Genomic DNA, 23,963 nt, shown 5'->3' with positions numbered 1-23,963 from the left:
ACCGATAAAAGCAAACGTTTGCGCGGTCTGTGGTATGAATTAGAAGTATAAAAAAAGCAGCCTAATAATATGGGCTGCTTTTTTGCGTGTTTTGTTAATGGAATGTGCTTAAATTGCTAAGTAACTCACTGGAATGTCAGGGTTAATCGCTTCCAATGTCGACTGAGTCTCTGCTAAGTGACTGATGTTTCCGTCAGCGATTTCAACCAAGGCTGCGTTTTCGATTTGCTCAAAATCGAAGCCAGCCAGTCTAAGTTGAACGAGTGCAACTTGTAATGGCGGAAGGCTAGGGTTGAAGGCGGCGTTTTCAGCGTACGCACCCGTAAAGATTTCACCCGTTGCCAGCTGTAATGAAACGCCACTTAGGTTCTTAGTGTAAGGGGCGTGGCTGCGGTTTAAGGCGGCAAGTGCGCTCACAATAATTGGGCTCGTCTCTGCGGATGTGTATTGGTGATCTAATTTCGTCATCAAGCCTTCTGTAATGCCTAAATCAGCGGGGCCAAATGAATCCGGCAGATAGTCTTGTAGAGACATTTCAGTGCGTTGTGGAAGCTGAATTTGAAGCTCTTTTGCTGTCGTAAGTTCATTCATGAATTGGCGACAGTGACCACAAGGGCTGAAGTTAATCGTGATGTCGGAAATACCTTCTTCACCTTTCATCCAAGCGTGGCTAATCGCTGACTGTTCTGCATGCACAGTTTGGCTTAACTGAGCGCCGGCGACTTCAAGGTTTGCCCCAAAATACAAAGTCCCAGACAAACCACGTACGATAGCGCCAACATAAAACTCGGAGAGCGGTGCGTAAGAATAAGCGGCGGCAAAAGGAAGCAGTGCAACACGTAACTCGTTATCAGTTAAACCGCTGGCTTGCAGTAAATCAGCAAATTGCTCTGAAGATAACGTTGCATCGAAGCTATCTGAAAATACGATGTCACTCAAAAGTGTCCTAATTGATGCTGGAGCACTTTCCAGCGCCATGGTAATACGACTGTTCATGTTGAATCCTTAATTAACCTTAGGCTTTAAGTTTATGCAATACTCAAGAATAATCCGTGATTCAAGTCACTATTGCGATCTTGTTGTTACATTCTATTGCATAATTAGAGTGAGGTCACAGATGAAATCGATTGCAAAGACCAATATGACCATGCCTATCGCATTTATTGACTCAAATTTGAGCCCAATCGCTTGGCATGATTAGGTGAGTGCCGAGAATAAGCCCAAGTAGATGTTATGTCATCAGCGTTTTGTTGGGCTTTCGAGAGATTAAAAATGAATATGCCAGCCCATCGGATTACGCGTAGAGCCAAACGACGATAGCAAATATGCTCGGCGCGATAATCGAGGTTATAACACCACAAAGTACTAACGCGAGAGAGCTAAAAGCCGCATCTTGTGGGTTCTTTTCTGCACAGGTTGCGGTTCCTAGAGCATGCGATACTGTGCCCATGGTTAACCCTCGTGCTATCGGACTCTTAATACCGATTAGGTTATAAATAGGGTAAGCGAAAATGGCCCCAAACAGACCCACAATAAGCACCAGAATTGCGGCAATCGCGGCTTCGCCCCCTAAATGACTGGAGACTTCCATAGCGATAGGTGTGGTGACTGACTTACCGAGTAAACTTGCGATTAAGCTCAAATCGGCTTTAAAAGCGACGGCGATCAAGGCTGCTGTGATCATCGACATTACGCTGCCAAGTGTGCAAGCTAAGGTGATGATACGCCAGTTAGTGCGGATTTGCGGCAGTTGCTCGTAGAGCGGGTAAGCAAGTGCAACGACCGCAGGTTGAAGCATGTAGGTAATCCAAGTGTTGTCCGCATAATAAGTTTCAAAGGGGATTTTGAAAAACAGCAGAATAGGAATAATAACCCCAATGCTGATCAGCAATGGGTTACACAGTGGCGAGTTCACTTTCTGGCTTATCCAGCGAGCAAATAGAAACACCACGATGGTCAGTAGGATCCACATGATTATTGACCTCTCGAAAGCAAGCGGTCTAAGAACCATGATAAAGAAACCAAGACGATCAGCGTCCCCCCCACGGCACTGGCTAAGATGGGCAATGCATTTGCGATAAGTTCGTCAAAGTGCTCCATCAACCCGACACTGATCGGAACAAATAATAAAATCATAAAGCGAATGATCAAGCTAGCACCGGGTTGTACCCAGTGTGCAGGAACAATACCAATCACCATGACAGCAAATAAAATTAACATGCCAAAAATACTGCCCGGGATAGCGGTGTCTAACAGGTGTTGTAACGCGTTACCTGCTGTGAGGGCGCCTAGGATCAAAGCAAAGGAGATCAAGCAGTAGACGAGTTGGATTAAACGTTCTTTCAAAGTGTAACATCTCTTGATAGTGGAATTAGCTGGCTAAGTTTTCTACGTATTGATAAACCGCCTTCAAGATCGCCATCTTTTTTTCGTCGCTCTCATGTTCGTGTGCGAGATTCTCTAGGTTTAACATGTACTCTTCCAAGCGACTTTCGTAAAACTCACGACAATGGTTTGCCCACTTCAATTGCTCCTGCTCATCAAGTGTCCATGGGAAGTGTCGAGCACGGTAACGGAACAGTAACGGTTTAATACGTTCGTCGCCAAAAGTGATGTCTAACGCTGATAAGTTATTTGGGTCGGTTTCACGAATGATGTTCATTGCGGTTTTATCGGCGGGTGAAAAGAAGCCGTCATACAGATGGGTGTCGACGTCGTCACTTTTCTCGTATACACGTTCTTGTGAATACAAACCGATCAGCTTTTCGCGAATTTCAGGGTGTTCACGTAATAGTGCTAGGTTATTGAGACACTGTTGTCGATCAATACCGATAGTTGCGGCATTTTCAGCCGTCAGGGTTTTTGCTGGTGCAAGAATTGGACACTTGTTCAAGTGTACAAGTTTGATCGGAACTGGAAGCTCGTTTTCTGATAGCTCACTGCGCTTTGTATAGAGCCTTTCACGCAGGGCATCGGAATCAAGCTCAAGCAATGGGCTAGGGTCTTTAGCCAAGTCAACCACGATAACCGCATTTTGATTGGTTGGGTGCCACGCCATAGGCACCACCCAGCTCGTGTAGTGGCAATCACGACCGAACATGCCTGAAACGTGCATTAGAGGCGTCATGTTTACAATGTCGACTAACTCATTCAGCTTACGCTTGTGGCGCATGTTGTATAGGTAGTCAAACATTTTCGGCTGTGCCGCTTTCAACTTTTTCGCTAACTCGATAGTCGCAATAACATCGGCCATCGCATCGTGCGCGTTTTCGTGTTCAATGTCATTGGCCTTTGATAGGTCTTCCAGTTTGAAACTTGGGTAACCGTCTTCGTTCTCTGGCCAGACAATGCCTTCAGGGCGAAGTGCGTGGACGGCGCGCATCACGTCCAGTAGATCCCAACGAGAGTTACCGTTCTGCCAGCTCCATGCGTACGGGTCGATAAAATTACGATAACAGGTATATCGTGTGACTTCGTCATCGAAACGAATGCTATTGTAGCCAAGGCTGGTGGTATTGGGCTTAGCAAGTTCAGCATGAATTTTGGCGATGAATTCAGGTTCAGGTAAGCCTTGGGACAGGGCTTTTTGTGGTGTGATGCGAGTAATTAATGCGGCTTCAGGTGCAGGCAGATAATCAGCAGGAGGTTGGCAATAGATAACCAGAGGCTCTCCGATAATATTAAAATCTTGATCGGTACGAACACCTGCGAACTGACTTGGGCGATCTTTCGCTGGGCTTACGCCCCATGTTTCGTAGTCGAAAAAGAAGTAGGTTGGCTGATTGTCTAAACTCATAGAATGTCCTGAACAGCAGGCGGGGAGCGCTTACTGTAGCTGAAAGTTGGTTTTGTTCAGTATCTGACAGTATGCGGTAGGCGTGCAACCCAGATCCTAAATAAATTGCAGGAAAACGGTGCAATCCTACTCGATTGAGACGGCAAGTAGGGTTTTGAATCTGAGATTGGTTACTTCTTAGCAAATTCCACCTGTTATTGATGAATTTGATTAGATTGAAATGAAAGTCTCACTGTCTATGTATCCCTCAAGGTAAGTGCTGTTTTACAACGCTTTGAGTATTCTTTTCTACACTGGAATCGTCACCAGATAAAAGAGGTATTTGATATGGTGACGCTGTAACTTGATGTGAGCGTTGCTGGTTGAAAGTGCTGACCCGATTGAGACAAATGATAAGAACCGATTAGTAGCCAGTATCTATCGATATATTCGTTTGTCGGCTACTCAGAAATGGATGATGTGGCGAAGTATTAAAAGCATTCGAGCGGTTTGGAACTATCTAAGCTGATTTGATGATAGTTCAGTAATTTACTCTTGTTCAGTAAACAGAAACCTGAAAAGCAGGTATGATAGAGGCGTTTTTAATCCTTAACTGGGAAAGTCATGGCAAAGTTAACACTCCAAGAGCAGATGCTTAAAGCTGGCTTGGTAAATGAAAAAAAATTAAAGAAGGCGAAGAAAGGCTCTAAAAAATCTCGCGTTCAGTCTCGTGAAGCAAAAGCGGCAGCTGAAGAAGCTAAATTGGCGCAGCAAGCGAAAGATAAAGAGTTAAACCAACAATTGAAAGAACAGCAGCTGAGTAAAGAGATTAAAGCTCAGGTGAAGCAATTGATTGAAATGAACAAGCTCGAGCAGAAAAATGGTGAGATAAAATACAACTTCACCGACGGTACTTTGGTGAAATACCTGTACGTAGAAGAGCTGACTCAAAAGCAACTCAGTAACGGTCTCTTAAGTATTGCTCGTCAAGGCGAAAGCTATGTTGTTATCCCTACTTCGGTAGCGAATAAGATCGCAATGCGAGATGAAGAATCTATTGTGGATACTCAGACATCAAGCTCGGACGAAGTCGACGAGGATGACCCGTATAAAGACTTCGTCATTCCAGATGATTTAATGTGGTAACGTTTGACACTGTTGTTTTAAGTGAAATAGCGGCTAAACCAGCCTGATCTTAATTCACCATTTATCAATAACGACGAAACGTAAAAAAGCCCTGATGTTTGATACATCAGGGCTTTTTAATGGAGTGAAACTAACCTAACAACATGCCTTGATATCGAGTTATGTATTCGTTGGTTCCAATTCTGCTTGCTTGTCTTTTTTCTCGAGCAGACGGCTAGTGATAGTGCCTGCTGTCATTGCGCCCGATACGTTAAGCGCCGTACGTGCCATATCAATAAGAGGTTCGATCGAGATAAGCAGTGCTGCAATGGTTACCGGCAAACCCATTGAAGGAAGTACGATAAGTGCAGCAAAGGTTGCACCACCACCCACACCAGCGATACCGAATGAGCTTACCGTTATAATGGCGACAAGCGACAGAATGAAGTTGATATCCATAGGGTTGATGCCGACCGTTGGCGCAACCATTACTGCTAGCATCGCAGGGTAGATACCTGCACAACCATTTTGGCCAATCGTCGCACCAAAAGAGGCAGATAGGTTTGCGATTGCCGGTGGCACATTAAGCTTCGTGATCTGAGCTTCAACGTTCAATGGAATCGTTGCCGCAGAATTGCGCGATGTGAAAGCGAACGTCAGTACCGGCCAGATCTTCTGGAAATACTCTTTTGGGCTCACACCAACAAAAGAGACCAAAATACCGTGCACAGCAAACATGATAAGAATAGCCACGTAAGACGCGACGATAAAACCGAGTAAGCTCAAAATGTCAGAGGCACTTGATGTTGCAACGACCTTCGCCATCAAAGCTGCGATGCCGTATGGCGTTAATGCCATGATCATCTTAACTAAGCGCATTACGATGGATTGAGCGGCGTCAACGAATGTGCGGATTGGCGATTCTAGTTCTTCTTTCTCCATCATGACTTTACGAGCCGCGATACCCGTCAGTACGCCGAAGATAACGACGGCAATAATAGAAGTCGAACGAGATCCTGTTAGGTCTGCAAATGGGTTGGTTGGAATGAAGCTAACCAGCATTTGTGGAATCGTTAAATCAGCGACGCTGCCAATACGACTCTCTAGCGTTGCGATACGAGCCGTTTCACGAGCGCCTTCCGTCAAACCTTCAGCAGATAAGCCGAACGTGTGCGCTACGGTGATACCAACAATAGCTGAAACCGCGGTTGTAGCCAGCAGTACGCCAATTGTGACACCAGAAATTTTGCCCAATGACCCGCCTTTTTCAAGCTTCACAACCGCTGCAATCATTGAAACGAGTACTAATGGCATGATGACCATTTTTAATAAGCCCACGTAACCACGACCGGCAATGTTTACCCATTCTAGTATCTCTTTGATAACCGGATTGCCTTCACCGAATAACAGTTGTAAGCCAAGGCCAAATGCGCTTCCGAAAACTAAACCTAATAAAACAAGGCGAGATAGTGTTTTTCCTGTTTTTTGTTGTCCGTAGAGCAAAAAGAGGATACCAGTGAATACCGCTAAGGCAGCGATAGCTGAAAATGACATTTGTTTTCCTTATGAATTTCTTTAAATCGATAGGGCGCATAGGTATATGGGCGCAAATACTGTTAGCTACAGTAGCGACCTGTAACAAAACGTAAAGTAAGGAAAAGTAATTTAATAGAACGATTCGTCATATCTACCCAGTAGGATGGTTGGATCTTCAACATTGTGATGAATCGGTGAGCTTTTTAGTGGTATTTTGCTAATAAATTGAGCATGTCAGTGGATGAGTAAATTTCTACCTGACTGAAGTTATTTTCGAATAACTTGAATAATATGGCTCTCGCCACCGCTTTAGATTGAATCGGGCGTAGGTTTTTGAATTGACCAAACATCAGTGGAGCGAACAGAGGGAAGATCCTTTGTAAGCATTTTTCATCGGCTCTTGGTTCCTCTCTTTCACCAATAAGCGGTCCCGGCCGAGCGATAAATAGTTGTTGGAAGCCAATGCGTTTTAAGTTTTGCTCCATTTGCCCTTTGCAGCGAAGGTAGTGTGAGTAGGAAGCGGGTGAAGCGCCAAAACTCGATACGACGGCCAACCTTTGAACTCCGAGAAGCTTCATAGACTGGGCTACTTGAGTCACTAACTCGACATCGACTTTACGTAGCGCTTCTTTTGAACCGGCCTTTTTCATCGTTGTGCCTAAACAAATGATGCCGAGAGTCGGGGGCGTTTTTGTCTCATCCCAGCTCGTGACTTGTAGGTCATTATGAATAAGAGTCGTAAGTTTATGTGAGTGAAATTGTGAATCGAGCGGTCTTCGAGATAACGCATAGATTTTTTCGATTGCGGGCTCGTCGATAAGTAATGTCATGACGTGATGGCCGATCAATCCGGTTGCACCGGCCACAACGACCGATGTTTTGTCACCCAGAATATTCATAACGACTCTTATGTTTGTGCAAGTGATTGTTTAATATAAGCACAGTTTGAATTTTAAGCGAATGGAACGTTGATAAATGCGTGTTGGATAAAATGGGCTGAAGCCGACGATCACTTTTGCTATACCATGTTGCAGATTGAATAACCAATGCGTTTAAACTGTTTAAATTACGAACATTCTCGATAATTTCTGTTACTTAATCATAGCTACGTCTCTTGTTAACACGTAAACTGATTTCAACTTCACATAGACAAGGATGAGCTAGGAGTTGTAACGTCAATATTCGCGCGCCCTCTCAGATCTATCCTTTAGTGATCGCCATAAGTGCTAATACAACGCACTCAGTTTATGCAACCTGAATCCACAATTGTCTCTGATGACTAAGTGTACGTAAATTATGTTAGATACCCAATATTCACAGTACATCCAACACCGTATAGACCAAAAGACTAAGCCGCTAGGTGCACTTGGTCTATTGGAAAAGGTCGCTCACCAACTGGCTTTAATTCAGAGCCAAGGTCAAGACACCGCAGTAGCGCATATTGAATTAAATAGACCCAGTATCATTATATTTGCAGGGGATCATGGTATTGCTGATGAAGGCGTGAGTATTGCGCCAAGTGCTGTGACTCAACAAATGGTGTTGAACTTCTTACAGGGCGGCGCTGCCATTAATTGCTTCTGTACGGTGAATGATATTGATATCACGGTCGTCGATACGGGGATTTTGTTGCCCGTTGAGACCGATAACCCAATGCTGATTTCACAGCGTTTGGGTACTCGAACTGAAAATTTTGCTCACCAAGCGGCAATGATGCCGGACACGGTAGAGCTTGGGATTGAACTGGGCCAGTCATTGGTCAGCAAAATGATCCGTAATGGCTCGAATCTCATCATGTTTGGTGAGATGGGCATCGGTAACACCAGTAGCGCCTCTGCGATTTTGAGTGCATTAGCCAATCGCACGGCACAGGAATGTGTTGGGTTAGGAACGGGGATCAATAGCGCACAATTTGTGCGTAAGAAAATGGTTGTGGAACAAGGCGTCGCTCGTTGCAAAGGTCTAAACCCTAGGGATGTTCTTGCACAAGTTGGAGGGTACGAAATCGTTCAAATGATTGGTGGTTTCCTTGGCGCTTACCAAAACAGAACCCCAATTCTTGTTGATGGTTTTATAGTGTCTGTTGCCGCGTATGTCGCCACCTTAATCGAGCCAAATTGCCGTGACTATATGATCTTTGCGCATCGTTCTGAGGAGGCGGGACACAAAATAATATTAGAGCTCCTTGATGCTGAACCATTGCTCGATCTCGGTTTGAGATTAGGTGAGGGTACCGGGGCTGCTCTCGCGATGCCGATTATTCGTGCTGCCGTCGAGTTTTACAACAACATGGCAAGTTTTGAGAGTGCGGGAGTCACGGTTTAATGAGTGATGCATCAAAGCGATCACTAAAAGATCGAATGATCTATCAATGGGCGCTTTTCTGTTTGGCTCTGGGCTTTTTTTCTCGTTTGCCTATGCCGAAAAATACCCCTTACTCATCGGAGCGTATGAATCGTTCTGGCCGTTACTTTTCCACAGTTGGCTTGTTGCTTGGTGTGTTGTGTGGCGGTGTATTTTTACTGCTTGATGCGGCATTACCGAGCACGGTAGCCCTTTTTTTGATGATGAGCTTTAGCTTGATGCTCACCGGCGCTTTCCATGAAGATGGCTTAACCGATATGGCCGATGGCATCGGCGGTGGTATGACTCTCGATCGCCGTTTAAGCATCATGAAAGACAGTCGCATTGGTACTTACGGTGCGTCTGCGTTGATCATGGCACTGCTCGGTAAGTGGGTGTTATTGAATGAACTGATCAGCATGACTGGGCTGTTTATGGTCATTGTCACCAGTTACACCTTTAGCCGTGCGATTGCAGCCTCGCTTATTTACGATATGCCTTATGTCAGTGACTTGGACACGAGCAAAAGTAAGCCACTTGCCAATAAACAAACTAAAAACGAGCTTGTTTTTCTGATGATTGTTGGGGTATTGCCAAGCCTCTGGTTTGGTTTAGCGTTTACGTTTGTCCTGTCGGTAGTGGCTTACCTTTTTAGAGTGGGTTTCAAAAAGTGGCTAATGGCACGTATTGGGGGTTTTACTGGCGATTGCTTGGGTGCGGCTCAACAGTTGATGGAACTGCTGATCTACATCGTTTTTATTGCCGCTTTTTACAACGGCTTACTGTAAAGGCGCGACTGCATTAAGGGCCAACATGACCAATAACAATCCAAATACCCCGTTAAACCATCACCTGATTTTAGGTGGTGCGCGTTCAGGTAAGTCCAGTTATGCGGAGCAGCAAGCGATTCACGCTTTAAAGGGGTTATCCGATGGACGTTTACATTATATTGCGACTGCGACGTACTTGGACAATGAAATGCGTGAGCGAATTGCACATCATCAACAACGACGCGATCAACGCTGGATTGAACACGAAGTACCGATTGACTTAGCCAACAAACTCCTGACTTTTAATGAACACGATGTTGTGTTGATTGATTGCTTAACCTTGTGGCTCAATAACATCATATTCGAACTGGGTGAAGAAGCGACTAACGCACAAGTGGAATCCGCAGTTGAAGCCTTGGTCGACAGTGTTGAACACACTTCCGCTCAAATCTTCATGGTGTCTAACGAAGTTGGGCTTGGTGTTGTGCCTTTAGGTAAAGTGTCCCGCTTGTTCGTTGATAACGCTGGGCGGATGAACCAAGCATTAGCTCGCGTTGTCGACCGAGTGACCTTGATTGCGGCTGGATTACCGCTGCATTTGAAGCCGTCAAATCACTCTTTATATTTCGAAGGTTAGGTTGAGAACATGGAAAATGGAACCACCAAAAATATCTATTTGTTGAGACATGGCAAGGTGGAGGGGCAACCGGCACTCAATGGTTCATCCGACGTATTGGTGCATCCTGACATGCAGCAACGTATTGGTGAATCGCTAGTTGAGCAAAACCTATCTTTAAACCGTGTCATTACTTCACCATTAAGACGCTGCAGCGACTTAGCCGACTTGTGCGCCAAACGTCTGTCACTGCCTTTATGGGTAGAACCTGAATTTCAGGAGATGAACTTTGGCGACGTTGATGGGGTCGCCTTTGATGAACTGAAAGATAACTGGTCAATGTTAGAAACGTTCTGGCAAGATCCCGCAAATCATCAATTGACAGGCGCAGAAAGCTTACAAAGCTTCCACGACAGAGTTACCCAAGCTTGGTCACAACTTCTAACCAGTGAAGGTGACAATCTACTGCTGGTGACTCATGGTGGGGTAATTCGAATGATCTTGGCGCATTGTCTTGATATAGAATGGAAAAACCCGAGTTTGTATTCGAAATTGTCGATTGATAATGCCTCAATAACCCATATTCAAATCACTCAGTTTGCCCAACGCTTTGTCAGCGTGAAGGCGGTCGGGCTACCGGTTCTCTGAGTATAAAGAAAGACAGTATTACGACCTACGTGAAAGGAATTTAGTCATGACGACACCGAGTTGGGATCTAAGCATCGCTTATCGCGATCTTAATGATGCAAAAATTGAACAGGACATCGAACTCATTCAACAGTGCATTGAGCTATTGTATCTACACGTTGAAAAGCGTCACATCATTCTAGCGATGCAAAACGCCATTCAAACATCAGAGGCGGCAGGCACCTTGTTGAGCACCATCAGCACCTTCGCCAATTGCCACGCATCGGTAGATGCGACGCACACAGAAGCCAAAGCACTGCTTGGCCGTGTCGCGAAGTTGAGTTCTGAATTGACTCAGGCTTTCAACGCTTATGAAGACACATTAATCCATGCCGAACCTGAATTTATTGATGCCGTGTTAGATCATGAGAGTGCGGACGTTGCCGGGCAGCGCTTTGCTATCGAGTGCTCTCGTAAGCTGTCAAGCACTCGACTCAGTGTTGCTGAAGAGCAGTTGTTAGCAGCAATGAAAGTCGATGGACGTGACGGATGGGGACGTTTGTACGATAACCTGACGGGGTCATTGAAGTTGTCTCTGAAGTTTGAAGGTAGCGAGCTTGAAGGTAAAGAGCTTGAAAGTCGTGAGGAAATTCTCGGGTTCTCGCAAGCGGCGAGTTTGTTGTATGGCAGTGAATTCGACAAACAAGAACCGGCATGGCGCGCGGTTCAAGGCGCAATGAAAACCTATCAAGAGTCTTTTGCTTCGATTCTGAATGCATTGGCGGGTTGGCGACTGACGGAAAACAAAAAGCGCTCGAAAATAAGCGATGTACACTTCCTCGATCCAAGCTTACACGGCAGCCGCATTGTGCCAGAAACGCTAGACACAATGATGTCGGTTGCTAAAGCCAATCGCGAAGTCGGCCAGAAAGCAGGTCTGTTGATGGCAAGCGTTCACGGGCTAGACGAAATGAAGCCTTGGAACCATTTAGCAGCAATGCCACCCCTTGGGGACAGCGAATCTAAGGTTTACCCATTTGATGAAGCGATCGACGTCATCAAGACCGCGTTTGCTGAAGTGAGCCCAGAGATGGCTGATTTCGTCGCTTTGATGGTTGAGAATGGCTGGATTGACGCCGCGCCGGCAGCCAACAAACGGTTAGGTGCATACTGTACTAAGTTTGCTGCCACACGCACGCCGCTAGTGTTCATGACCTGGAGTGGCAGCCGATCAGACTTAATGACATTGGCGCATGAACTCGGCCACGCTTTCCATAACTGGGTGATGAAAGACATGCCGCTGTGTCAAACTCGATACCCAATGACGCTAGCTGAAACTGCCTCAATTTTTGCTGAAAATATTGTACGTGATCACTTATTAAAACAAGCACAAACACGCAATGAGAAACTTGAAATGCTGTGGGAAGAACTTTCATCTTCACTTGCTTTGATGGTCAACATTCCGGTTCGTTTTGAGTTTGAGAAAGCGTTCTATGAGCAGCGTGAAAAAGGCGAGCTCACGGCTCAGCAGCTGTGTGACCTAATGGAAACCACATGGAAAGAGTGGTACGGGGAGGCCATGACAGAGGCTGACCCTTATTTCTGGGCAAGCAAGTTACACTTTAGCATCTCGCAAGTGAGCTTCTACAACTACCCATACCTGTTTGGTTATCTGTTCAGCAAAGGCGTGTACGCACAGCGCGATGCAAAAGGTGAGCAGTTTTACAGTGATTATGTCTCTTTATTGCGTGATACAGGGAGCATGATGGCAGAAGACGTGGTGAAAAAACACCTTGGGATGGATCTGACTGAAGCCGATTTTTGGCAACAAAGTATCGATATGGTCAAAGTACAAATCGACGAATTTGAAAGATTGCTCAATCAAGATGATTAGTTGATCTTAATCTGTTCATAGCAGGTAGGAGCTGTGTTAGCTTACGTGGCTCTTATCTTGCTGAAATGACTAAAATTAAAATGATCATTTCAAATAGAATAGAAAACTATCATTGGGAACAGACGTCGGTTTGTTGGTAAGCCAGAAATCTAAAGCATATGGACAGTATTTGTGAGTGATAACAGAACTTCTGTTGATAAGTGCGATCCTAGCAACACTATTTGCAAGAACAATTTATTAACATACGGCCGTGCAATTAAGGAGTAGCGCATGACGAAGACCCGCTTTCGCCAATCATTTCTTTTTGACAGCCTAGATCTAGAGCAAGAAGTGTTTGCAGGACAGACCGTATTAAGCAACGGTGTTCAAATAAAGCTTCATCAACGCGGTGTGTTGGAAGTGATTCCCGCGGATTATAACTCGACAACCAAGAACATCATTTTTTCAACCGGTGTGCATGGTGACGAAACTTCACCTATGGAGCTGATTGATAAACTCATTGAGGATATAGAAACTGGCTTTCAGGAAGTGAACGCGAGATGTTTGTTTATTATCGCTCACCCAGAAGCAACCAATGCACACACCCGCTTTCTTGATGAAAACATGAATCGTCTGTTTGATGAAAAACCGCACCAAAGCAATCGAGAAGTCGATATCGCCAAGAATTTAAAGCACTTGGTGACCGAGTTTTATAAGCAAACGGAGCCTGCGACTCGTTGGCACTTGGATCTGCATTGTGCCATCCGTTTGTCTAAGCATTATTCGTTCGCCGTGAGCCCTAAAGTTCGTCACGAAATACGCAGCAAAGCCTTGTTTGACTTCATCGACAGCGCTCACATTGAAGCGGTGCTGCTATCGAATGCACCAACAAGTACATTCAGTTGGTACAGTGCTGAAAACTTTGCAGCACAAGCACTAACACTGGAATTAGGGCAAGTCGCTCGGATTGGGGACAACCAGCTTGATAAACTCACTGCTTTTGATTTAGCGATGCGCAACCTGATTGCCGAGGTAGAGCCAGAGCATTTGCCGAAGAAAGCCATTACTTATCGTGTGAGCCGAACCATTGTTCGTTTACACGATGATTTTGATTTCATGTTTTCTGATGATGTAGAGAACTTTACCGCGTTTAAACATGGTGAAGTATTTGGTCATGATGGAGATAAACCCTTGATGGCGAAGAATGAAAACGAAGCGGTTGTGTTCCCTAACCGAAACGTCGCGATAGGCCAACGAGCCGCTTTGATGGTCTGTGAAGTTGAAACGCGATTCGACCACGGTCAGCTCGTCTACGATTAATAACGGTTAGTTAGATTAAAATAACCGCTCAACGGGTTGAAATATCAAGGTTCACATGACGGTGTGAGCCTTGAGTTTATTTGGGGATACGGGTAAGGTTACGCGAACATTTTTAAAGTAGCTTGATATGGATTTCCAACAACTTCTTCACCAAAAACAGCGCAGATGGACGAAAGCGATTTACCTGATGGCAGCACTGCTTGTCGCGCTGAGTGCCATTTACCTAATGGTTGGCGATCTGTTCATTTTCCCCTTTGGCTCCCTGTCTACGTTAGAACAAAAGTTACTGATTGATTTACGTTTACCTCGATTACTCGCGGCTATTGCTATCGGCGCGGGTTTAGCCGTGTCTGGGGCTAGCTTACAAGTATTGCTCGGCAATGTTCTGGCAGAGCCGGGCGTACTGGGTATTTCTGGTGGTGCGAGCCTCGCGATGGTAATTGTGCTGTTTTTCCTACCGTTTGCTCCTACACCTGAAGTCTTTATGGTTGCTGCTGTGTTAGGTTCGCTCTGTTTCACCGTAATTTTGGTGAGCATGGTAAAAACGATGCGACTGACCACTGCCAAGTTACTCTTGGTGGGGGTTGCGCTCGGTATTTTGTCTGGCGCGATGGTGACATGGGCCTTCTACTTTAGTGACGACCTGAGCTTGCGCTTATTAATGTATTGGCTGATGGGCAGCTTGGGTGGCGTGACTTGGTATCAACATTCACTCACATTAGTGATGATTCCTGTGATTATCTGGTTGTGCTTACAAGGCAGTAAACTGGATAAGCTGATGATCGGGGAGACGCATGCCGCTCAATTAGGCGTTAACGTGGCTAAGTTGCGCTGGCGTTTGATCTTCGCTGTGTCAATTTTAGTGGGTTGCGCAGTGGCATTAGGTGGCGTGATCAGCTTTGTCGGTTTAGTTGTGCCACACTTATTGCGTTTAGCGATAGGAACTGATAACCGATACCTTCTTCCTTTGTCTGCGGTTGCAGGGGCGGCTCTGTTGGTGTTTGCTGACATTGGCGCGAGAACCTTGCTTGATTCAGCAGAGTTACCTTTAGGAGTGATGACCACCAGTATCGGCGCGCCGATCTTCATTTGGATGCTAATTAAAAATCATGATTCAAATTAAGAACCTAAGTGTTGGCGTTCGTTTACTGCCACTATCCATTGAACTCAAACAAGGGCAAGTGACGCATGTTATTGGCCCCAATGGCAGTGGTAAAAGTACCTTGCTGGAAACCATCTCGGGGATCGGAAACGACTACCAAGGCGACATCAACATCGACGGCCAAGATTTGGCTGAACTGTCGTTGCAAGACTTATCATTGCACCGCGCTTATTTGTGTCAAAGTGCCAGGCCAGCGTTCAATCTAGAGGTGTTCCAATACCTGGCGTTATCATTACCAAGCTCATCACACGGGCTTGATGCTGAAATAAATGCCGCTTTGCAAGAGCTCGGCCAAATGTTAGATATCTCTGACAAGCTTCATCGCTCGATCCAGACCTTATCTGGTGGTGAGTGGCAGCGAGTTCGCTTAGCGGGAATGTGTTTGCAGATTTGGCCGACGTTGAACCCTTACGGCAAACTATTGATCTTAGATGAACCTGCCGCTCCGTTGGACATCGCCCAAGAAGCGCTATTGTATAAGCTTATTGAGCGAGTCGCAGCAAAGGGCATTGCGGTGATCATGGCGAACCACGACCTCAACCGAACTTTAAGGCATGCAGACCAAGTGCTGTTGCTTAATAAAGGTGTACTGCAAGCTTCAGGCAGTGCCGAGCACGTGTTGACTCCAGAGCAGCTTGAATTGGTATTTAATACCCCAGTCAAAAGTTGCTCTGTTGATGCTCAAACCTATCTGATATTCGGTTAACACCAAGCAAGCGTTGTACTAAAGTTCACTGGCATAAAAATAAAACGCCACGTTATTAAAACGTGGCGTTTGCTATTTTAGTCCGCTGGTCGGTTTAAGCAACGGGAGTAAGCAGACTTAAGCTGTGAGAGGCTCAAGGTTCGCTGGTCGGTAGTGTACTGATTTTAGTACTTTACCTTGGCGGACTGTCTTGCCTTGAGAAACAAAATCTTCCGCACACTTAGCGATGATGTATTCGCCTTTTTGAACCGACATCAACTTGATGTTTTGCTCAGCATAGAAAGCTTCTGTTTCGGCGTATTCAGTTTCGTTACGACATACTTTACTCATGTTGCTTGAGTGTACTTCGTCCCAGCAAGGCAAAAAGTCAATAGAACGGTTTTTAGCCACATTCAACAACAGATCGATTAGGTAGCTGATCGCTAAGTTGTCTTCAACTTGAGTTTGACCAAGGTGAACAAGACGCCCCATCAAAACGTAAACGCTGTCTACGATAGCGTCTGCTTGCTCGATTTTAGAGTCTGCTTCTGCTAGCTCTGTCAGTTCTTCGATCGCTAGAGAAGTGTGCAGCGTATCGTCTTTTTCGTCCATTGTTTCAGGCGCAGCAACAGGCAGATCAAAAGTGCTGCGAAACTCTTCAATGTCGCGGTAAAGGTGATCGTAGATTTCTTGGCTTAGTTGAGAAAGGGTCATTTTCCTATCCATTCTGTTTCGTTAAGGGGATATTTTACCAAAGCTGAGTATAGGGTGCTAACGCAAAGTCGAATTTTATTCACCGGGCCAATCCGGTCATGGGCGGATAACGCCACCGATGATTACGTTTCGGGTCTGTGCAAACACCAGCAGTCAAACTCGCGGTGTCTCGGCCAGCCCTTAGCTAAAAAGGTAAGGGAACAGTTGACGACGTTCCTCTGGGCTTAAAGACTCAACTCGTGCGATATTGGTATCTGGAATCGCTTCAGGGTTAGGGTAGTGCTTCAACACTTTTTCCATACTGGCCTCACGAATTAAATGGTAGACCGGATACGGAGAACGGTTCGTCAGATTTTCGTCGTCTTCTGGGTCAGCGCCGCCAAAGCAGTAGTCGGGATGGAAGGTGGCGACTTGATAAATGCCCTCCCAATCTTGTTGCTTGATCAGCGCTTCGATCCAATCGATGAACATGTTGTAATCAAAGAAGTCTTGCAACATGTTAGGCACAACCACCAAAGTCGTCTCTAATTCTGCGACCGGGGTGTTATCTAACTCGATGAAATGCGTCATGATCTCTTCTAATAACGCTTCTTCCGTATTCGCTTCACTCACCACGATCTTAATCTGCTTATTACGTTGTGGTTTGGCTGCGAATGGGCACAAGTTCAAGCCAATAACGACATCGTCTAACCACTGTTTTACTTGATCATGGATAGTTTGAAGATCGAGGGTTTGAAGATCAGTACTTTGAGTGTGCGACATAACAGGGTCCGAATTGAAATTTTTCGTAGGATATCAGAACGGTGGTCAATCAAAAGCACTAATTGAAAGGCTCAGAGTCGGCCACGTTATGTATTCTTTGAGTTGTACATCTTATCGAAATTCTTTTGATTCCATCCGACCATTATTTGGTCGCCGATTTTCAGCACAGGGATCGAGCGAGCTCCCATCGCTTGTAACTCTTTGCGACCACGTTGCATCTTTGCATTCGTCAGGCGGTAAACAATTTTTTTAGAGTCTAAATACCTTTGGGCATCTTTACAGTGCGGGCATTTGTCGGCGACATACAGTACAACACGTTTCATTTTTTCATTCTCTTGGTGAATCTCGCTAAAGTGTAACGAATCCTAGGTGATTAGAAAAGTGTGATCAGTTACACTATGCGGCTCAATTTTCAAGACCACAACGTATTGTCGTGGTGTAACTTGTACGGTCTTTCAGCATGCATCCTTCGTTACGTTATATTCAAGGCTACCCTAAGCACATTCTTGATCCTGTAACTCAACTTGTTGAGACGGGTAAATTGGTGCCGTGGTTTGAAGCTCGCTACCCAAAAAATCATGAAATAAAAAGCGAGAAAGCCCTGTTTGACTATGCGATTGAGATAAAAAATCGCTACATGAAAAAAACACCACCGATCAGCAAAGTGATTTACGACGGCAAGATACACCTAATCAATAATGCATTAGGCCTTCACTCTTACGTTGCGAAGAATCACGGTGGCAAGATCAAATCAAAAAATGAAATTCGCATTGCCAGTGTGTTTAAGCATGCACCAGAGCCTCTATTGAGAATGCTGGTGGTACACGAATTGGCACATATCAAAGAGAAAGAACACGATAAAGCCTTTTACCAACTATGCTGTCACATGGAGCCGGACTATCACCAATTAGAGTTAGATGCCCGTTTATTCATGATCTATTTAGATTTAAAGAAGTAGCCCAATGAGCCAATCACAAAACCGAACCACGCTAAGCCTGTCGAAAAACAGTACCTCATCAGCAAAAACAAAAGATGCTCAAGCTGAGCAAGGTACGAGTAAGCAAAGCAATAGCAAGCGTATTTCTACAAAGAACACATCTGATAAAAACCGTTCCCCTAAAGGCGCCAGTAACAACAAAACAAAGCGACCTTTTGCAAAAGATAGCAAAGGTAAACAGGGTGCGAATAAAGGATCATCGAATAAGGGTTCTTTCAATAAAACGGCTTTTAATAAAAACGCCGCCCAGAAAAGACGTTCGGCAGAAAAGCCTCAAAGCGGGTTGCACCCAAGAAACCAGCATACCGGTCGCTATGACTTTGAGTTATTAATTGCAGCCTTGCCGGAGCTCAAAGAGCACCTCATTAAGAACCCCGTCGGTGAAGACACGGTTAACTTTTCCGATCCGCTGGCGGTTAAGTTGCTCAACAAAGCGTTGTTGGCTCACCACTATGGCGTTAAGCATTGGGATATTCCAGCGGGTTACTTGTGTCCACCAATTCCAGGCCGTGCTGATTACATTCATCGAGTTGCCGACATATTGAATAGCGACGGGCAGGGCGAACCTTATAACCATGCTTCGGTTAAAGCATTAGATATTGGTGTGGGTGCAAACTGTATTTACCCTATTATTGGTGCAACCGAATACAAATGGCGCTGCACGGGTACTGATGTCGATCCGGTGTCCGTGAAAACTGCGAACTTCATTGCGGAAAGTAATGCCAACCTAAAGGGTAAGATCCGTACTCGTTTGCAAACCGACTCGGAGTCGATTTTTAAAGGTGTGATTAAGGATAATGAGCGTTACGATGTCACTATTTGTAATCCGCCTTTCCACGCTTCGCAGCAAGAAGCGGATCAAGGTTCTCAGCGTAAACTAGACAACTTAGCCGCCAATCGTGCCAAGAAAGCGGGTATGCCGTTTAAGCCTGAGCGTAAAAATAGCACAAGGCCACAGAAGGGGGTAGAGACAGCGAATAAACCGACTTTGAACTTTGGTGGCCAAAAAAGCGAGTTGTGGTGCCCAGGTGGCGAAGCGGCTTTCATCTTAAAGATGGCAAAAGAGAGTCAGCTGTTTGCTACACAGGTATTGTGGTTTACCACGCTCATTTCGAAGAAAGATAACGTGGATATGATCCGTTCAGAGCTTGGTAAACTGAGAGCGAAACAAGTGAAGGTGGTTGAGATGTCACAAGGTCAAAAAGTCAGTCGCTTTGTTGCATGGACGTTCATGGACGACGAACAGCGCCAACAGTGGATTCATTTGAAATAACAAGACACAACCTTCGTTAAACTCAAAACGGGCTTGCTGATACTGTCAGCAAGCCCGTTGTTGTCATGGCCAGTGAGTTAATATCGATTTAGGCTGCCGTCAGTAGTTTATCCAGTTGACTTTGATATTTCTGCTGAAGCGCGCGGTTGCCGGCTTTGCGTTCCAGTTCGATGAGGATTTTAAGTGAAGGCACTTGGTAACCATATCGCTGGTGGAATTTGAATAACCGAAGTCGTGCGTTGTTATAGTCGGCTTCACTGACTTCAACTTTTGAAAGCTGTAATATCGACCTCTCGCGGTTGGGATCGTGGTCGATGGCTTTGATAAAATAGTGCCTCGCTTGGTGAATGTGACCCGCTTTAAACGCACAAAACGCGGCGTTTTCATAACTGGCAGCAACCAAATAATAGTAAGGCTGTTCAATGGCGCGATTGAAATATTTATCAGCTTGTTCATATTCGCCTTGCTTACACAAAAACGTACCGTAGTTATTCAGTACATTACCGTTTTTGGAATCCAAACGAAGCGCTTTCTGATAGGTCGATCTTGCTTCATTCACTTCACCGACTTGTTCGTAGTAATGTGCCATCGAAAGTCGCGCTCGGTAATAGTTTGGCGCATGCTTGACCGCCAGTTCTAGGTTTTCACGGGCTCTCATCATATTACCTTGTCCTAGATAACCTAAGCCTAACTCAATACGAGATTCAGACATCGCAATTGGGTCGCTCTCTACCTGAAGTGGCCCTTCAGTCACTGAAACACACCCCACCAGAGAGAGAGTGATGAGTAACGAGAGGCTTGATAATAATGTGGATTTTGACGATAACGACTTAGCAGGCATGCGCAGCTCCTTATGAAGAGTGAACCATCATATGAAATCGCATGAGTTGAAGTGATAAATCTGTTTTGGAATGCGATCCATTCACCATAAAAAGCGGCGTCCAAAGGGCGGATGATTCATCGCCGATTGGACGCAACTTGATATCGAATGGTCTAAGACGCGTTATGGTTTAATCGTCTTTAGTGAAATTCTCTTCACTGAAGTGCTCTAAATCGTAAGGCGTTTGTTGGTAAACGCAGTAGTTTAGCCAGTTTGAGAACAACAAATGTCCGTGGCTACGCCAGCTAGCAATCGGCTTATTGTCTGGGTTGTTGTTCGGATAGTAGTTGATTGGAATCACAGGCTCCATGCCTTCGCCCAAATCTCGGATGTACTCATTGTGAAGTGTATGAGAGTCGTATTCAGGGTGACCCGTTACAAACACGTTTCGCTTATCTTTGGTCGCCGCTAGATACACCCCCGCGACATCAGAAGTTGCGAGAACATCAAGATCAGTGTGCTCAGCGAGGTACTCTTCAGAGAAATCAGCATAGCGAGAGTGCGGAGCTAAGAAAGTATCATCAAACCCGCGTAAAATAGGGTGGTATGGGTTATGTATCTCGTGGCTGTAAACACCAGAGAGCTTCTCTTTGCGAGTGCGTTTTGGCAAATCATACAGTAATTTCAAACCCGCTTGAGCCGCCCAACAGACATAGAGCGTTGACGTGACATGCTTGTTTGCCCATTCCATGATGGTTTTGAGATGATCCCAGTAGATGACATCTTCAAATTGCACTAAACCAAGCGGTGCGCCAGTGATGATCAAGCCATCGAAGTTACGGCTTTTTATCGTTTCAAATTGACGATAGAAGTTATCTAAATGTTCTGCTGGTGTGTTTTTACTTGGTCGATCATCAATACGCAGAAGTTCGATGTCTACCTGAAGTGGGCTGTTTGACAATAAGCGTAAAAATTGAGTTTCAGTCTCAATTTTTTTTGGCATTAAGTTAAGGATCAAGACTCGAAGTGGACGGATTTCCTGTGTCGATGCTCTTGAAACCGGCATGACAAAGATATTCTCTTGACGCAGAACATCGGATGCTGGTAGTTGGTCTGGAATGCGAATAGGCACAGTTTTCTCCCTAAGATAGATATTTAGACGTCTATACCGCTAAATTTATAATAGTTTGATACATTTGTCGATATGCAAAGTGGATCGAGAGGCATATTTCGTCTCTGATACTTTTTGTCATGCCTCATTTGGGGGGCGGTGCGCGCGTGTTGCACCCAAATTCGCAGAGGTTTGCCTATTTGTTCTATGGATCTAGTTCGAGTGATTGTTATCAATGTCATCGATTGGTATTTTAGGTAACTTGATGGTTTAGAATTGAATGATAAAGCGATAGATGAAGTTAATACTCATTCGAGGGCTACCTGGTTCGGGGAAGTCGACGAAAGCAAAAACTTACCATGCATTACATGTTGAAGCTGATATGTACTTTGTGAACGACCAAGGCGAATATCGGTTTGACTCTAGACAGCTGCAACAGGCACATGAGTGGTGTCAGAACATGGCTGAAAACGGCTTGAAGCAGGGGCTGGATGTCGTGGTGTCAAATACCTTCATCAAACAATGGGAGATGAAAGCGTATCGCCAGCTCGCTCGTCAATATCAAGCGGATTTGGTCATTGAGGTGTGCCGAGAGCAATTTGGCAGCATTCATGATATTGAACCGTCTGTGATTAAGCGTATGGCAAAAGATTGGCAAGAATAGGCTTTTGTTCTTTGGCTGGCTAAAACCGCCAATGTCAAAGAACGATGAAAATTAGGTAATACATAATGGCAAAGCGATCGGCAGTCGTCGACATGACATCTTACGGTATCTACACGACGTGGGACTCCAAATCCAAACATCTTCCAAAAATTCAAGCGTTCACCACCATTGTCGACGCAGAAATTGACGTGGAATTTGGCTACATCTTGAATATTAAAAAAGCCAAAGGTGAGAAAATTCGCTACTGCATTTATCACCCCAATATCACCACAGACGAAGGCGAAGTTCTCGAACCGTTTGCTGGGGAAGAGTATGTGAGTAACAACGACTGGGATTTCTATCTAGGCGACACCATTTGGGCTCCTGTCTCAAACAAGTTGGGCAAATGGCGAATGACCGTTGAGCTCAAAGGCAATATCATTGCCGATAAAACATTCGAACTCGTTGCGAAAGACGAAGGGCAGTTCTGGAAGCGCAGGGGCTTTTAGCCGAGTATCCCGTTCCGGTGAACTTTAGCCTCCAGCTTGAACAGCCGAAAGCAAAAATTAAAAAACAAAAAGCCGAGAATCATTGTGATGTCTCGGCTTTTTAGTGATGAATAGGGGGAGAGTCAACAGCAACCCCCTAATCGCTCATGAGATTATTGTGTTACGTAAGCGACAACAAACTCAGTGATTGCAACCATGTCTTTCACTGCAATATGCTCTTCGGTCGTATGCACTTTTGCCATACCCGTTGAAAGGTTAACCGTTGTTAAGCCTTTCGCATTGAAGTTATTTGCATCACTGCCGCCACCGCTACGTTTGGTGTTCGCTTTTACGCCAAGTTTCTCAAACGCCGATTTGATAGAAAGAATGTGCGGATGATCTTCTGCGATTACGAATGCATCGTAAGCACGAGTCGATTCAATTTCCACTTCTGCCCCGAACTGTTTTGCGCTCTCTTCAAAGGTTGAAATCATGTGTTCAACTTGCGCTGTCAATTTCTCACCATTTAGAGAACGAGCCTCTGCGACAACTTTAAGCTCTGGCATAACGATGTTGGTTGCTTGACCGCCTTCAACAATCCCTACGTTTGCTGTTGTTTCTTCGTCAATACGCAGTAGATTCATTTTGGTTATGGCATCGGCTGCCACTTGAATGGCACTGATGCCTTCTTCTGGCGCTAAACCAGCATGAGCAGGGCGACCTTTGATTTTAGCTAAAATCTTTTGTTGACCAGGCGCTGCGGTTACGATGGTACCAATTGGACCACCGGTATCAAGAACAATAGCGTGCTTAGATTGAATGTAAGACATATCAAAGTTCAGCGAGCCAAACAGGCCGCCTTCTTCGTATACCGTGAACGCAATCTCGATGGTTTTATGCGCTTGGTTTTCAGCTTTGATTACACGAACCGCTTCCATAATCGCCGCAATACCGGATTTATCGTCACCACCTAAAATTGTATTGCCTTTTGAACGGATAATACCGTCTTCAATGATGGGTTCAATACCAATACCCGGCGTTACCGTGTCCATATGGCAACTGAATACAATGCTGCCTGGCAGTGTGCCATCAAGGCGAGCATAGACGTTGAATCCGTTAGACACCTCTTCAGGCACCGCCAGTTTGCTGACTTCGAAACCTAATTCGCCTAGCTGTTCAGCCAGCGTTTCAGCAATGGCTCTTTCGTTGCGTGATTCACTATCGATTTTCACAAGATCACAGAAATGGTCGACAAGACGTTGTTCATTTATTTGGGTCATTGTTAATTCTCATTATGTTTCCGCTCGTTCTTAAGAAGTCACG

At 45.2% G+C, this 23,963-nt stretch carries 25 protein-coding genes; 13 read left to right on the top strand and 12 right to left on the bottom strand.

The genetic code is table 11. From position 1 onward, the window contains the following. Positions 1–108: 108 nt before the first annotated feature. The 4 genes from cdd to sbcB form a co-directional block, all read right to left on the bottom strand. Positions 109–996 carry a cytidine deaminase gene (gene cdd / locus OCU36_RS07500; protein WP_261837436.1) on the bottom strand — a complete coding sequence of 296 codons (888 nt, stop codon included), beginning with the start codon at positions 994–996 and terminating at the stop codon, positions 109–111. Positions 997–1,294: 298 nt separating this feature from the next. Next, complete coding sequence (locus tag OCU36_RS07495) at positions 1,295–1,972, bottom strand: CidB/LrgB family autolysis modulator (protein WP_261837435.1); 678 nt, start codon at positions 1,970–1,972, stop codon at positions 1,295–1,297. Between the two features lie 2 nt (positions 1,973–1,974). Next, complete coding sequence (locus tag OCU36_RS07490; RefSeq protein WP_261837434.1) at positions 1,975–2,346, bottom strand: CidA/LrgA family protein; 372 nt, start codon at positions 2,344–2,346, stop codon at positions 1,975–1,977. Positions 2,347–2,371: 25 nt separating this feature from the next. Then, positions 2,372–3,796 carry an exodeoxyribonuclease I gene (gene sbcB, locus OCU36_RS07485; RefSeq protein ID WP_261837433.1) on the bottom strand — a complete coding sequence of 475 codons (1,425 nt, stop codon included), beginning with the start codon at positions 3,794–3,796 and terminating at the stop codon, positions 2,372–2,374. A 603-nt stretch (positions 3,797–4,399) separates the two neighbouring features. Here sbcB and OCU36_RS07480 point away from each other — a divergent pair. Continuing rightward, positions 4,400–4,921, top strand: a complete 522-nt coding sequence (locus OCU36_RS07480; RefSeq protein ID WP_261837432.1) for a DUF2058 domain-containing protein — start codon at positions 4,400–4,402, stop codon at positions 4,919–4,921. A 159-nt stretch (positions 4,922–5,080) separates the two neighbouring features. On the opposite strand, the gene OCU36_RS07475 is transcribed toward OCU36_RS07480, so the two are convergent. Beyond that, the gene (locus OCU36_RS07475) at positions 5,081–6,454 is read right to left on the bottom strand and encodes an L-cystine transporter (RefSeq protein ID WP_261837431.1); all 1,374 of its coding nucleotides are present in this window, start codon (positions 6,452–6,454) and stop codon (positions 5,081–5,083) included. Positions 6,455–6,639: 185 nt separating this feature from the next. After that, positions 6,640–7,335 (bottom strand): NAD(P)H-binding protein, encoded by a 696-nt coding sequence (locus OCU36_RS07470; protein WP_261837430.1) that lies wholly within the window; start codon positions 7,333–7,335, stop codon positions 6,640–6,642. Between the two features lie 397 nt (positions 7,336–7,732). Between OCU36_RS07470 and cobT the strand changes: the two genes are divergently transcribed. From cobT to btuD, 8 genes are all read left to right on the top strand, one after another. Continuing rightward, on the top strand, positions 7,733–8,761 hold the full coding sequence (gene cobT / locus OCU36_RS07465; protein WP_261837429.1) for a nicotinate-nucleotide--dimethylbenzimidazole phosphoribosyltransferase: 1,029 nt from the start codon (positions 7,733–7,735) through the stop codon (positions 8,759–8,761). Next, positions 8,761–9,567, top strand: a complete 807-nt coding sequence (locus OCU36_RS07460) for an adenosylcobinamide-GDP ribazoletransferase (RefSeq protein WP_261837428.1) — start codon at positions 8,761–8,763, stop codon at positions 9,565–9,567. The genes cobT and OCU36_RS07460 overlap by 1 nt, the downstream gene beginning before the upstream one ends. Positions 9,568–9,592: 25 nt before the next feature. Next, the gene (gene cobU, locus OCU36_RS07455) at positions 9,593–10,186 is read left to right on the top strand and encodes a bifunctional adenosylcobinamide kinase/adenosylcobinamide-phosphate guanylyltransferase (protein WP_261837427.1); all 594 of its coding nucleotides are present in this window, start codon (positions 9,593–9,595) and stop codon (positions 10,184–10,186) included. A 9-nt stretch (positions 10,187–10,195) separates the two neighbouring features. Beyond that, positions 10,196–10,813, top strand: a complete 618-nt coding sequence (locus OCU36_RS07450) for a histidine phosphatase family protein (protein ID WP_261837426.1) — start codon at positions 10,196–10,198, stop codon at positions 10,811–10,813. Between the two features lie 46 nt (positions 10,814–10,859). Beyond that, positions 10,860–12,686 (top strand): M3 family oligoendopeptidase, encoded by a 1,827-nt coding sequence (locus tag OCU36_RS07445; protein WP_261837425.1) that lies wholly within the window; start codon positions 10,860–10,862, stop codon positions 12,684–12,686. A 270-nt stretch (positions 12,687–12,956) separates the two neighbouring features. After that, on the top strand, positions 12,957–13,985 hold the full coding sequence (locus OCU36_RS07440) for a succinylglutamate desuccinylase (RefSeq protein ID WP_261837424.1): 1,029 nt from the start codon (positions 12,957–12,959) through the stop codon (positions 13,983–13,985). A 127-nt stretch (positions 13,986–14,112) separates the two neighbouring features. Continuing rightward, positions 14,113–15,108 carry a vitamin B12 ABC transporter permease BtuC gene (gene btuC / locus OCU36_RS07435; protein ID WP_261837423.1) on the top strand — a complete coding sequence of 332 codons (996 nt, stop codon included), beginning with the start codon at positions 14,113–14,115 and terminating at the stop codon, positions 15,106–15,108. Continuing rightward, positions 15,095–15,853: a vitamin B12 ABC transporter ATP-binding protein BtuD gene (gene btuD / locus OCU36_RS07430; RefSeq protein WP_261837422.1), complete on the top strand. Its 759-nt coding sequence runs from the start codon at positions 15,095–15,097 to the stop codon at positions 15,851–15,853. The genes btuC and btuD overlap by 14 nt, the downstream gene beginning before the upstream one ends. Before the next feature lie 117 nt (positions 15,854–15,970). Here btuD and OCU36_RS07425 read toward each other — a convergent pair whose 3' ends face one another. The 3 genes from OCU36_RS07425 to OCU36_RS07415 all read right to left on the bottom strand — a co-directional run bounded on the left by OCU36_RS07425 (position 15,971) and on the right by OCU36_RS07415 (position 17,631). Further along, positions 15,971–16,546: a nucleoside triphosphate pyrophosphohydrolase family protein gene (locus OCU36_RS07425; protein ID WP_261837421.1), complete on the bottom strand. Its 576-nt coding sequence runs from the start codon at positions 16,544–16,546 to the stop codon at positions 15,971–15,973. Positions 16,547–16,726: 180 nt separating this feature from the next. Continuing rightward, complete coding sequence (locus tag OCU36_RS07420; RefSeq protein WP_261837420.1) at positions 16,727–17,308, bottom strand: DUF1415 domain-containing protein; 582 nt, start codon at positions 17,306–17,308, stop codon at positions 16,727–16,729. Between the two features lie 86 nt (positions 17,309–17,394). Continuing rightward, entirely contained in the window at positions 17,395–17,631 is a 237-nt protein-coding gene (locus OCU36_RS07415) for a glutaredoxin family protein (RefSeq protein WP_004741645.1), read from the bottom strand. 137 nt (positions 17,632–17,768) lie between these two features. Here OCU36_RS07415 and OCU36_RS07410 point away from each other — a divergent pair, with 137 nt between their 5' ends. Both OCU36_RS07410 and rlmF read left to right on the top strand, forming a co-directional pair. Then, the gene (locus OCU36_RS07410) at positions 17,769–18,266 is read left to right on the top strand and encodes a M48 metallopeptidase family protein (protein ID WP_261837419.1); all 498 of its coding nucleotides are present in this window, start codon (positions 17,769–17,771) and stop codon (positions 18,264–18,266) included. Between the two features lie 4 nt (positions 18,267–18,270). Beyond that, on the top strand, positions 18,271–19,578 hold the full coding sequence (rlmF, locus tag OCU36_RS07405; RefSeq protein ID WP_261837418.1) for a 23S rRNA (adenine(1618)-N(6))-methyltransferase RlmF: 1,308 nt from the start codon (positions 18,271–18,273) through the stop codon (positions 19,576–19,578). 88 nt (positions 19,579–19,666) lie between these two features. Here the strand turns inward: rlmF and pilW are convergent, their stop codons facing one another. Together pilW and metA are read right to left on the bottom strand one after the other, a co-directional pair. Next, the gene (gene pilW, locus OCU36_RS07400; protein ID WP_261837417.1) at positions 19,667–20,419 is read right to left on the bottom strand and encodes a type IV pilus biogenesis/stability protein PilW; all 753 of its coding nucleotides are present in this window, start codon (positions 20,417–20,419) and stop codon (positions 19,667–19,669) included. A 169-nt stretch (positions 20,420–20,588) separates the two neighbouring features. Beyond that, positions 20,589–21,530 carry a homoserine O-acetyltransferase MetA gene (gene metA, locus OCU36_RS07395; protein ID WP_261837416.1) on the bottom strand — a complete coding sequence of 314 codons (942 nt, stop codon included), beginning with the start codon at positions 21,528–21,530 and terminating at the stop codon, positions 20,589–20,591. Between the two features lie 274 nt (positions 21,531–21,804). Here metA and OCU36_RS07390 point away from each other — a divergent pair, with 274 nt between their 5' ends. Both OCU36_RS07390 and OCU36_RS07385 read left to right on the top strand, forming a co-directional pair. Further along, positions 21,805–22,173 (top strand): ATP-binding protein, encoded by a 369-nt coding sequence (locus tag OCU36_RS07390; protein ID WP_261837415.1) that lies wholly within the window; start codon positions 21,805–21,807, stop codon positions 22,171–22,173. A 65-nt stretch (positions 22,174–22,238) separates the two neighbouring features. Continuing rightward, the gene (locus OCU36_RS07385) at positions 22,239–22,661 is read left to right on the top strand and encodes a DUF3859 domain-containing protein (RefSeq protein WP_261837414.1); all 423 of its coding nucleotides are present in this window, start codon (positions 22,239–22,241) and stop codon (positions 22,659–22,661) included. A gap of 152 nt (positions 22,662–22,813) precedes the next feature. Here the strand turns inward: OCU36_RS07385 and OCU36_RS07380 are convergent, their stop codons facing one another. Next, positions 22,814–23,920, bottom strand: coding sequence for a M20/M25/M40 family metallo-hydrolase (locus tag OCU36_RS07380; protein WP_261837413.1), 1,107 nt, complete (start codon positions 23,918–23,920; stop codon positions 22,814–22,816). Positions 23,921–23,963: the final 43 nt, after the last annotated feature.

The organism is Vibrio artabrorum (assembly GCF_024347295.1).
GTDB lineage: Bacteria > Pseudomonadota > Gammaproteobacteria > Enterobacterales > Vibrionaceae > Vibrio > Vibrio artabrorum.
Note: the sequence above shows the minus strand (reverse complement) of the source record. Positions and strands in the feature narration are given on the sequence as shown.

What these genes read in the sequence shown, in the direction of transcription:
- cdd (WP_261837436.1), bottom strand. Translation starts at nt 996, where the DNA reads ATGAACAGTCGTATTACCATGGCGCTGGAAAGTGCTCCAGCATCAATT.
- OCU36_RS07495 (WP_261837435.1), bottom strand. Translation starts at nt 1,972, where the DNA reads ATGTGGATCCTACTGACCATCGTGGTGTTTCTATTTGCTCGCTGGATA.
- sbcB (WP_261837433.1), bottom strand. Translation starts at nt 3,796, where the DNA reads ATGAGTTTAGACAATCAGCCAACCTACTTCTTTTTCGACTACGAAACA.
- OCU36_RS07480 (WP_261837432.1), top strand. Translation starts at nt 4,400, where the DNA reads ATGGCAAAGTTAACACTCCAAGAGCAGATGCTTAAAGCTGGCTTGGTA.
- OCU36_RS07475 (WP_261837431.1), bottom strand. Translation starts at nt 6,454, where the DNA reads ATGTCATTTTCAGCTATCGCTGCCTTAGCGGTATTCACTGGTATCCTC.
- OCU36_RS07470 (WP_261837430.1), bottom strand. Translation starts at nt 7,335, where the DNA reads ATGAATATTCTGGGTGACAAAACATCGGTCGTTGTGGCCGGTGCAACC.
- cobT (WP_261837429.1), top strand. Translation starts at nt 7,733, where the DNA reads ATGTTAGATACCCAATATTCACAGTACATCCAACACCGTATAGACCAA.
- OCU36_RS07460 (WP_261837428.1), top strand. Translation starts at nt 8,761, where the DNA reads ATGAGTGATGCATCAAAGCGATCACTAAAAGATCGAATGATCTATCAA.
- cobU (WP_261837427.1), top strand. Translation starts at nt 9,593, where the DNA reads ATGACCAATAACAATCCAAATACCCCGTTAAACCATCACCTGATTTTA.
- OCU36_RS07450 (WP_261837426.1), top strand. Translation starts at nt 10,196, where the DNA reads ATGGAAAATGGAACCACCAAAAATATCTATTTGTTGAGACATGGCAAG.
- OCU36_RS07445 (WP_261837425.1), top strand. Translation starts at nt 10,860, where the DNA reads ATGACGACACCGAGTTGGGATCTAAGCATCGCTTATCGCGATCTTAAT.
- OCU36_RS07440 (WP_261837424.1), top strand. Translation starts at nt 12,957, where the DNA reads ATGACGAAGACCCGCTTTCGCCAATCATTTCTTTTTGACAGCCTAGAT.
- btuC (WP_261837423.1), top strand. Translation starts at nt 14,113, where the DNA reads ATGGATTTCCAACAACTTCTTCACCAAAAACAGCGCAGATGGACGAAA.
- btuD (WP_261837422.1), top strand. Translation starts at nt 15,095, where the DNA reads ATGATTCAAATTAAGAACCTAAGTGTTGGCGTTCGTTTACTGCCACTA.
- OCU36_RS07425 (WP_261837421.1), bottom strand. Translation starts at nt 16,546, where the DNA reads ATGACCCTTTCTCAACTAAGCCAAGAAATCTACGATCACCTTTACCGC.
- OCU36_RS07420 (WP_261837420.1), bottom strand. Translation starts at nt 17,308, where the DNA reads ATGTCGCACACTCAAAGTACTGATCTTCAAACCCTCGATCTTCAAACT.
- OCU36_RS07415 (WP_004741645.1), bottom strand. Translation starts at nt 17,631, where the DNA reads ATGAAACGTGTTGTACTGTATGTCGCCGACAAATGCCCGCACTGTAAA.
- OCU36_RS07410 (WP_261837419.1), top strand. Translation starts at nt 17,769, where the DNA reads ATGCATCCTTCGTTACGTTATATTCAAGGCTACCCTAAGCACATTCTT.
- rlmF (WP_261837418.1), top strand. Translation starts at nt 18,271, where the DNA reads ATGAGCCAATCACAAAACCGAACCACGCTAAGCCTGTCGAAAAACAGT.
- pilW (WP_261837417.1), bottom strand. Translation starts at nt 20,419, where the DNA reads ATGCCTGCTAAGTCGTTATCGTCAAAATCCACATTATTATCAAGCCTC.
- OCU36_RS07390 (WP_261837415.1), top strand. Translation starts at nt 21,805, where the DNA reads ATGAAGTTAATACTCATTCGAGGGCTACCTGGTTCGGGGAAGTCGACG.
- OCU36_RS07385 (WP_261837414.1), top strand. Translation starts at nt 22,239, where the DNA reads ATGGCAAAGCGATCGGCAGTCGTCGACATGACATCTTACGGTATCTAC.
- OCU36_RS07380 (WP_261837413.1), bottom strand. Translation starts at nt 23,920, where the DNA reads ATGACCCAAATAAATGAACAACGTCTTGTCGACCATTTCTGTGATCTT.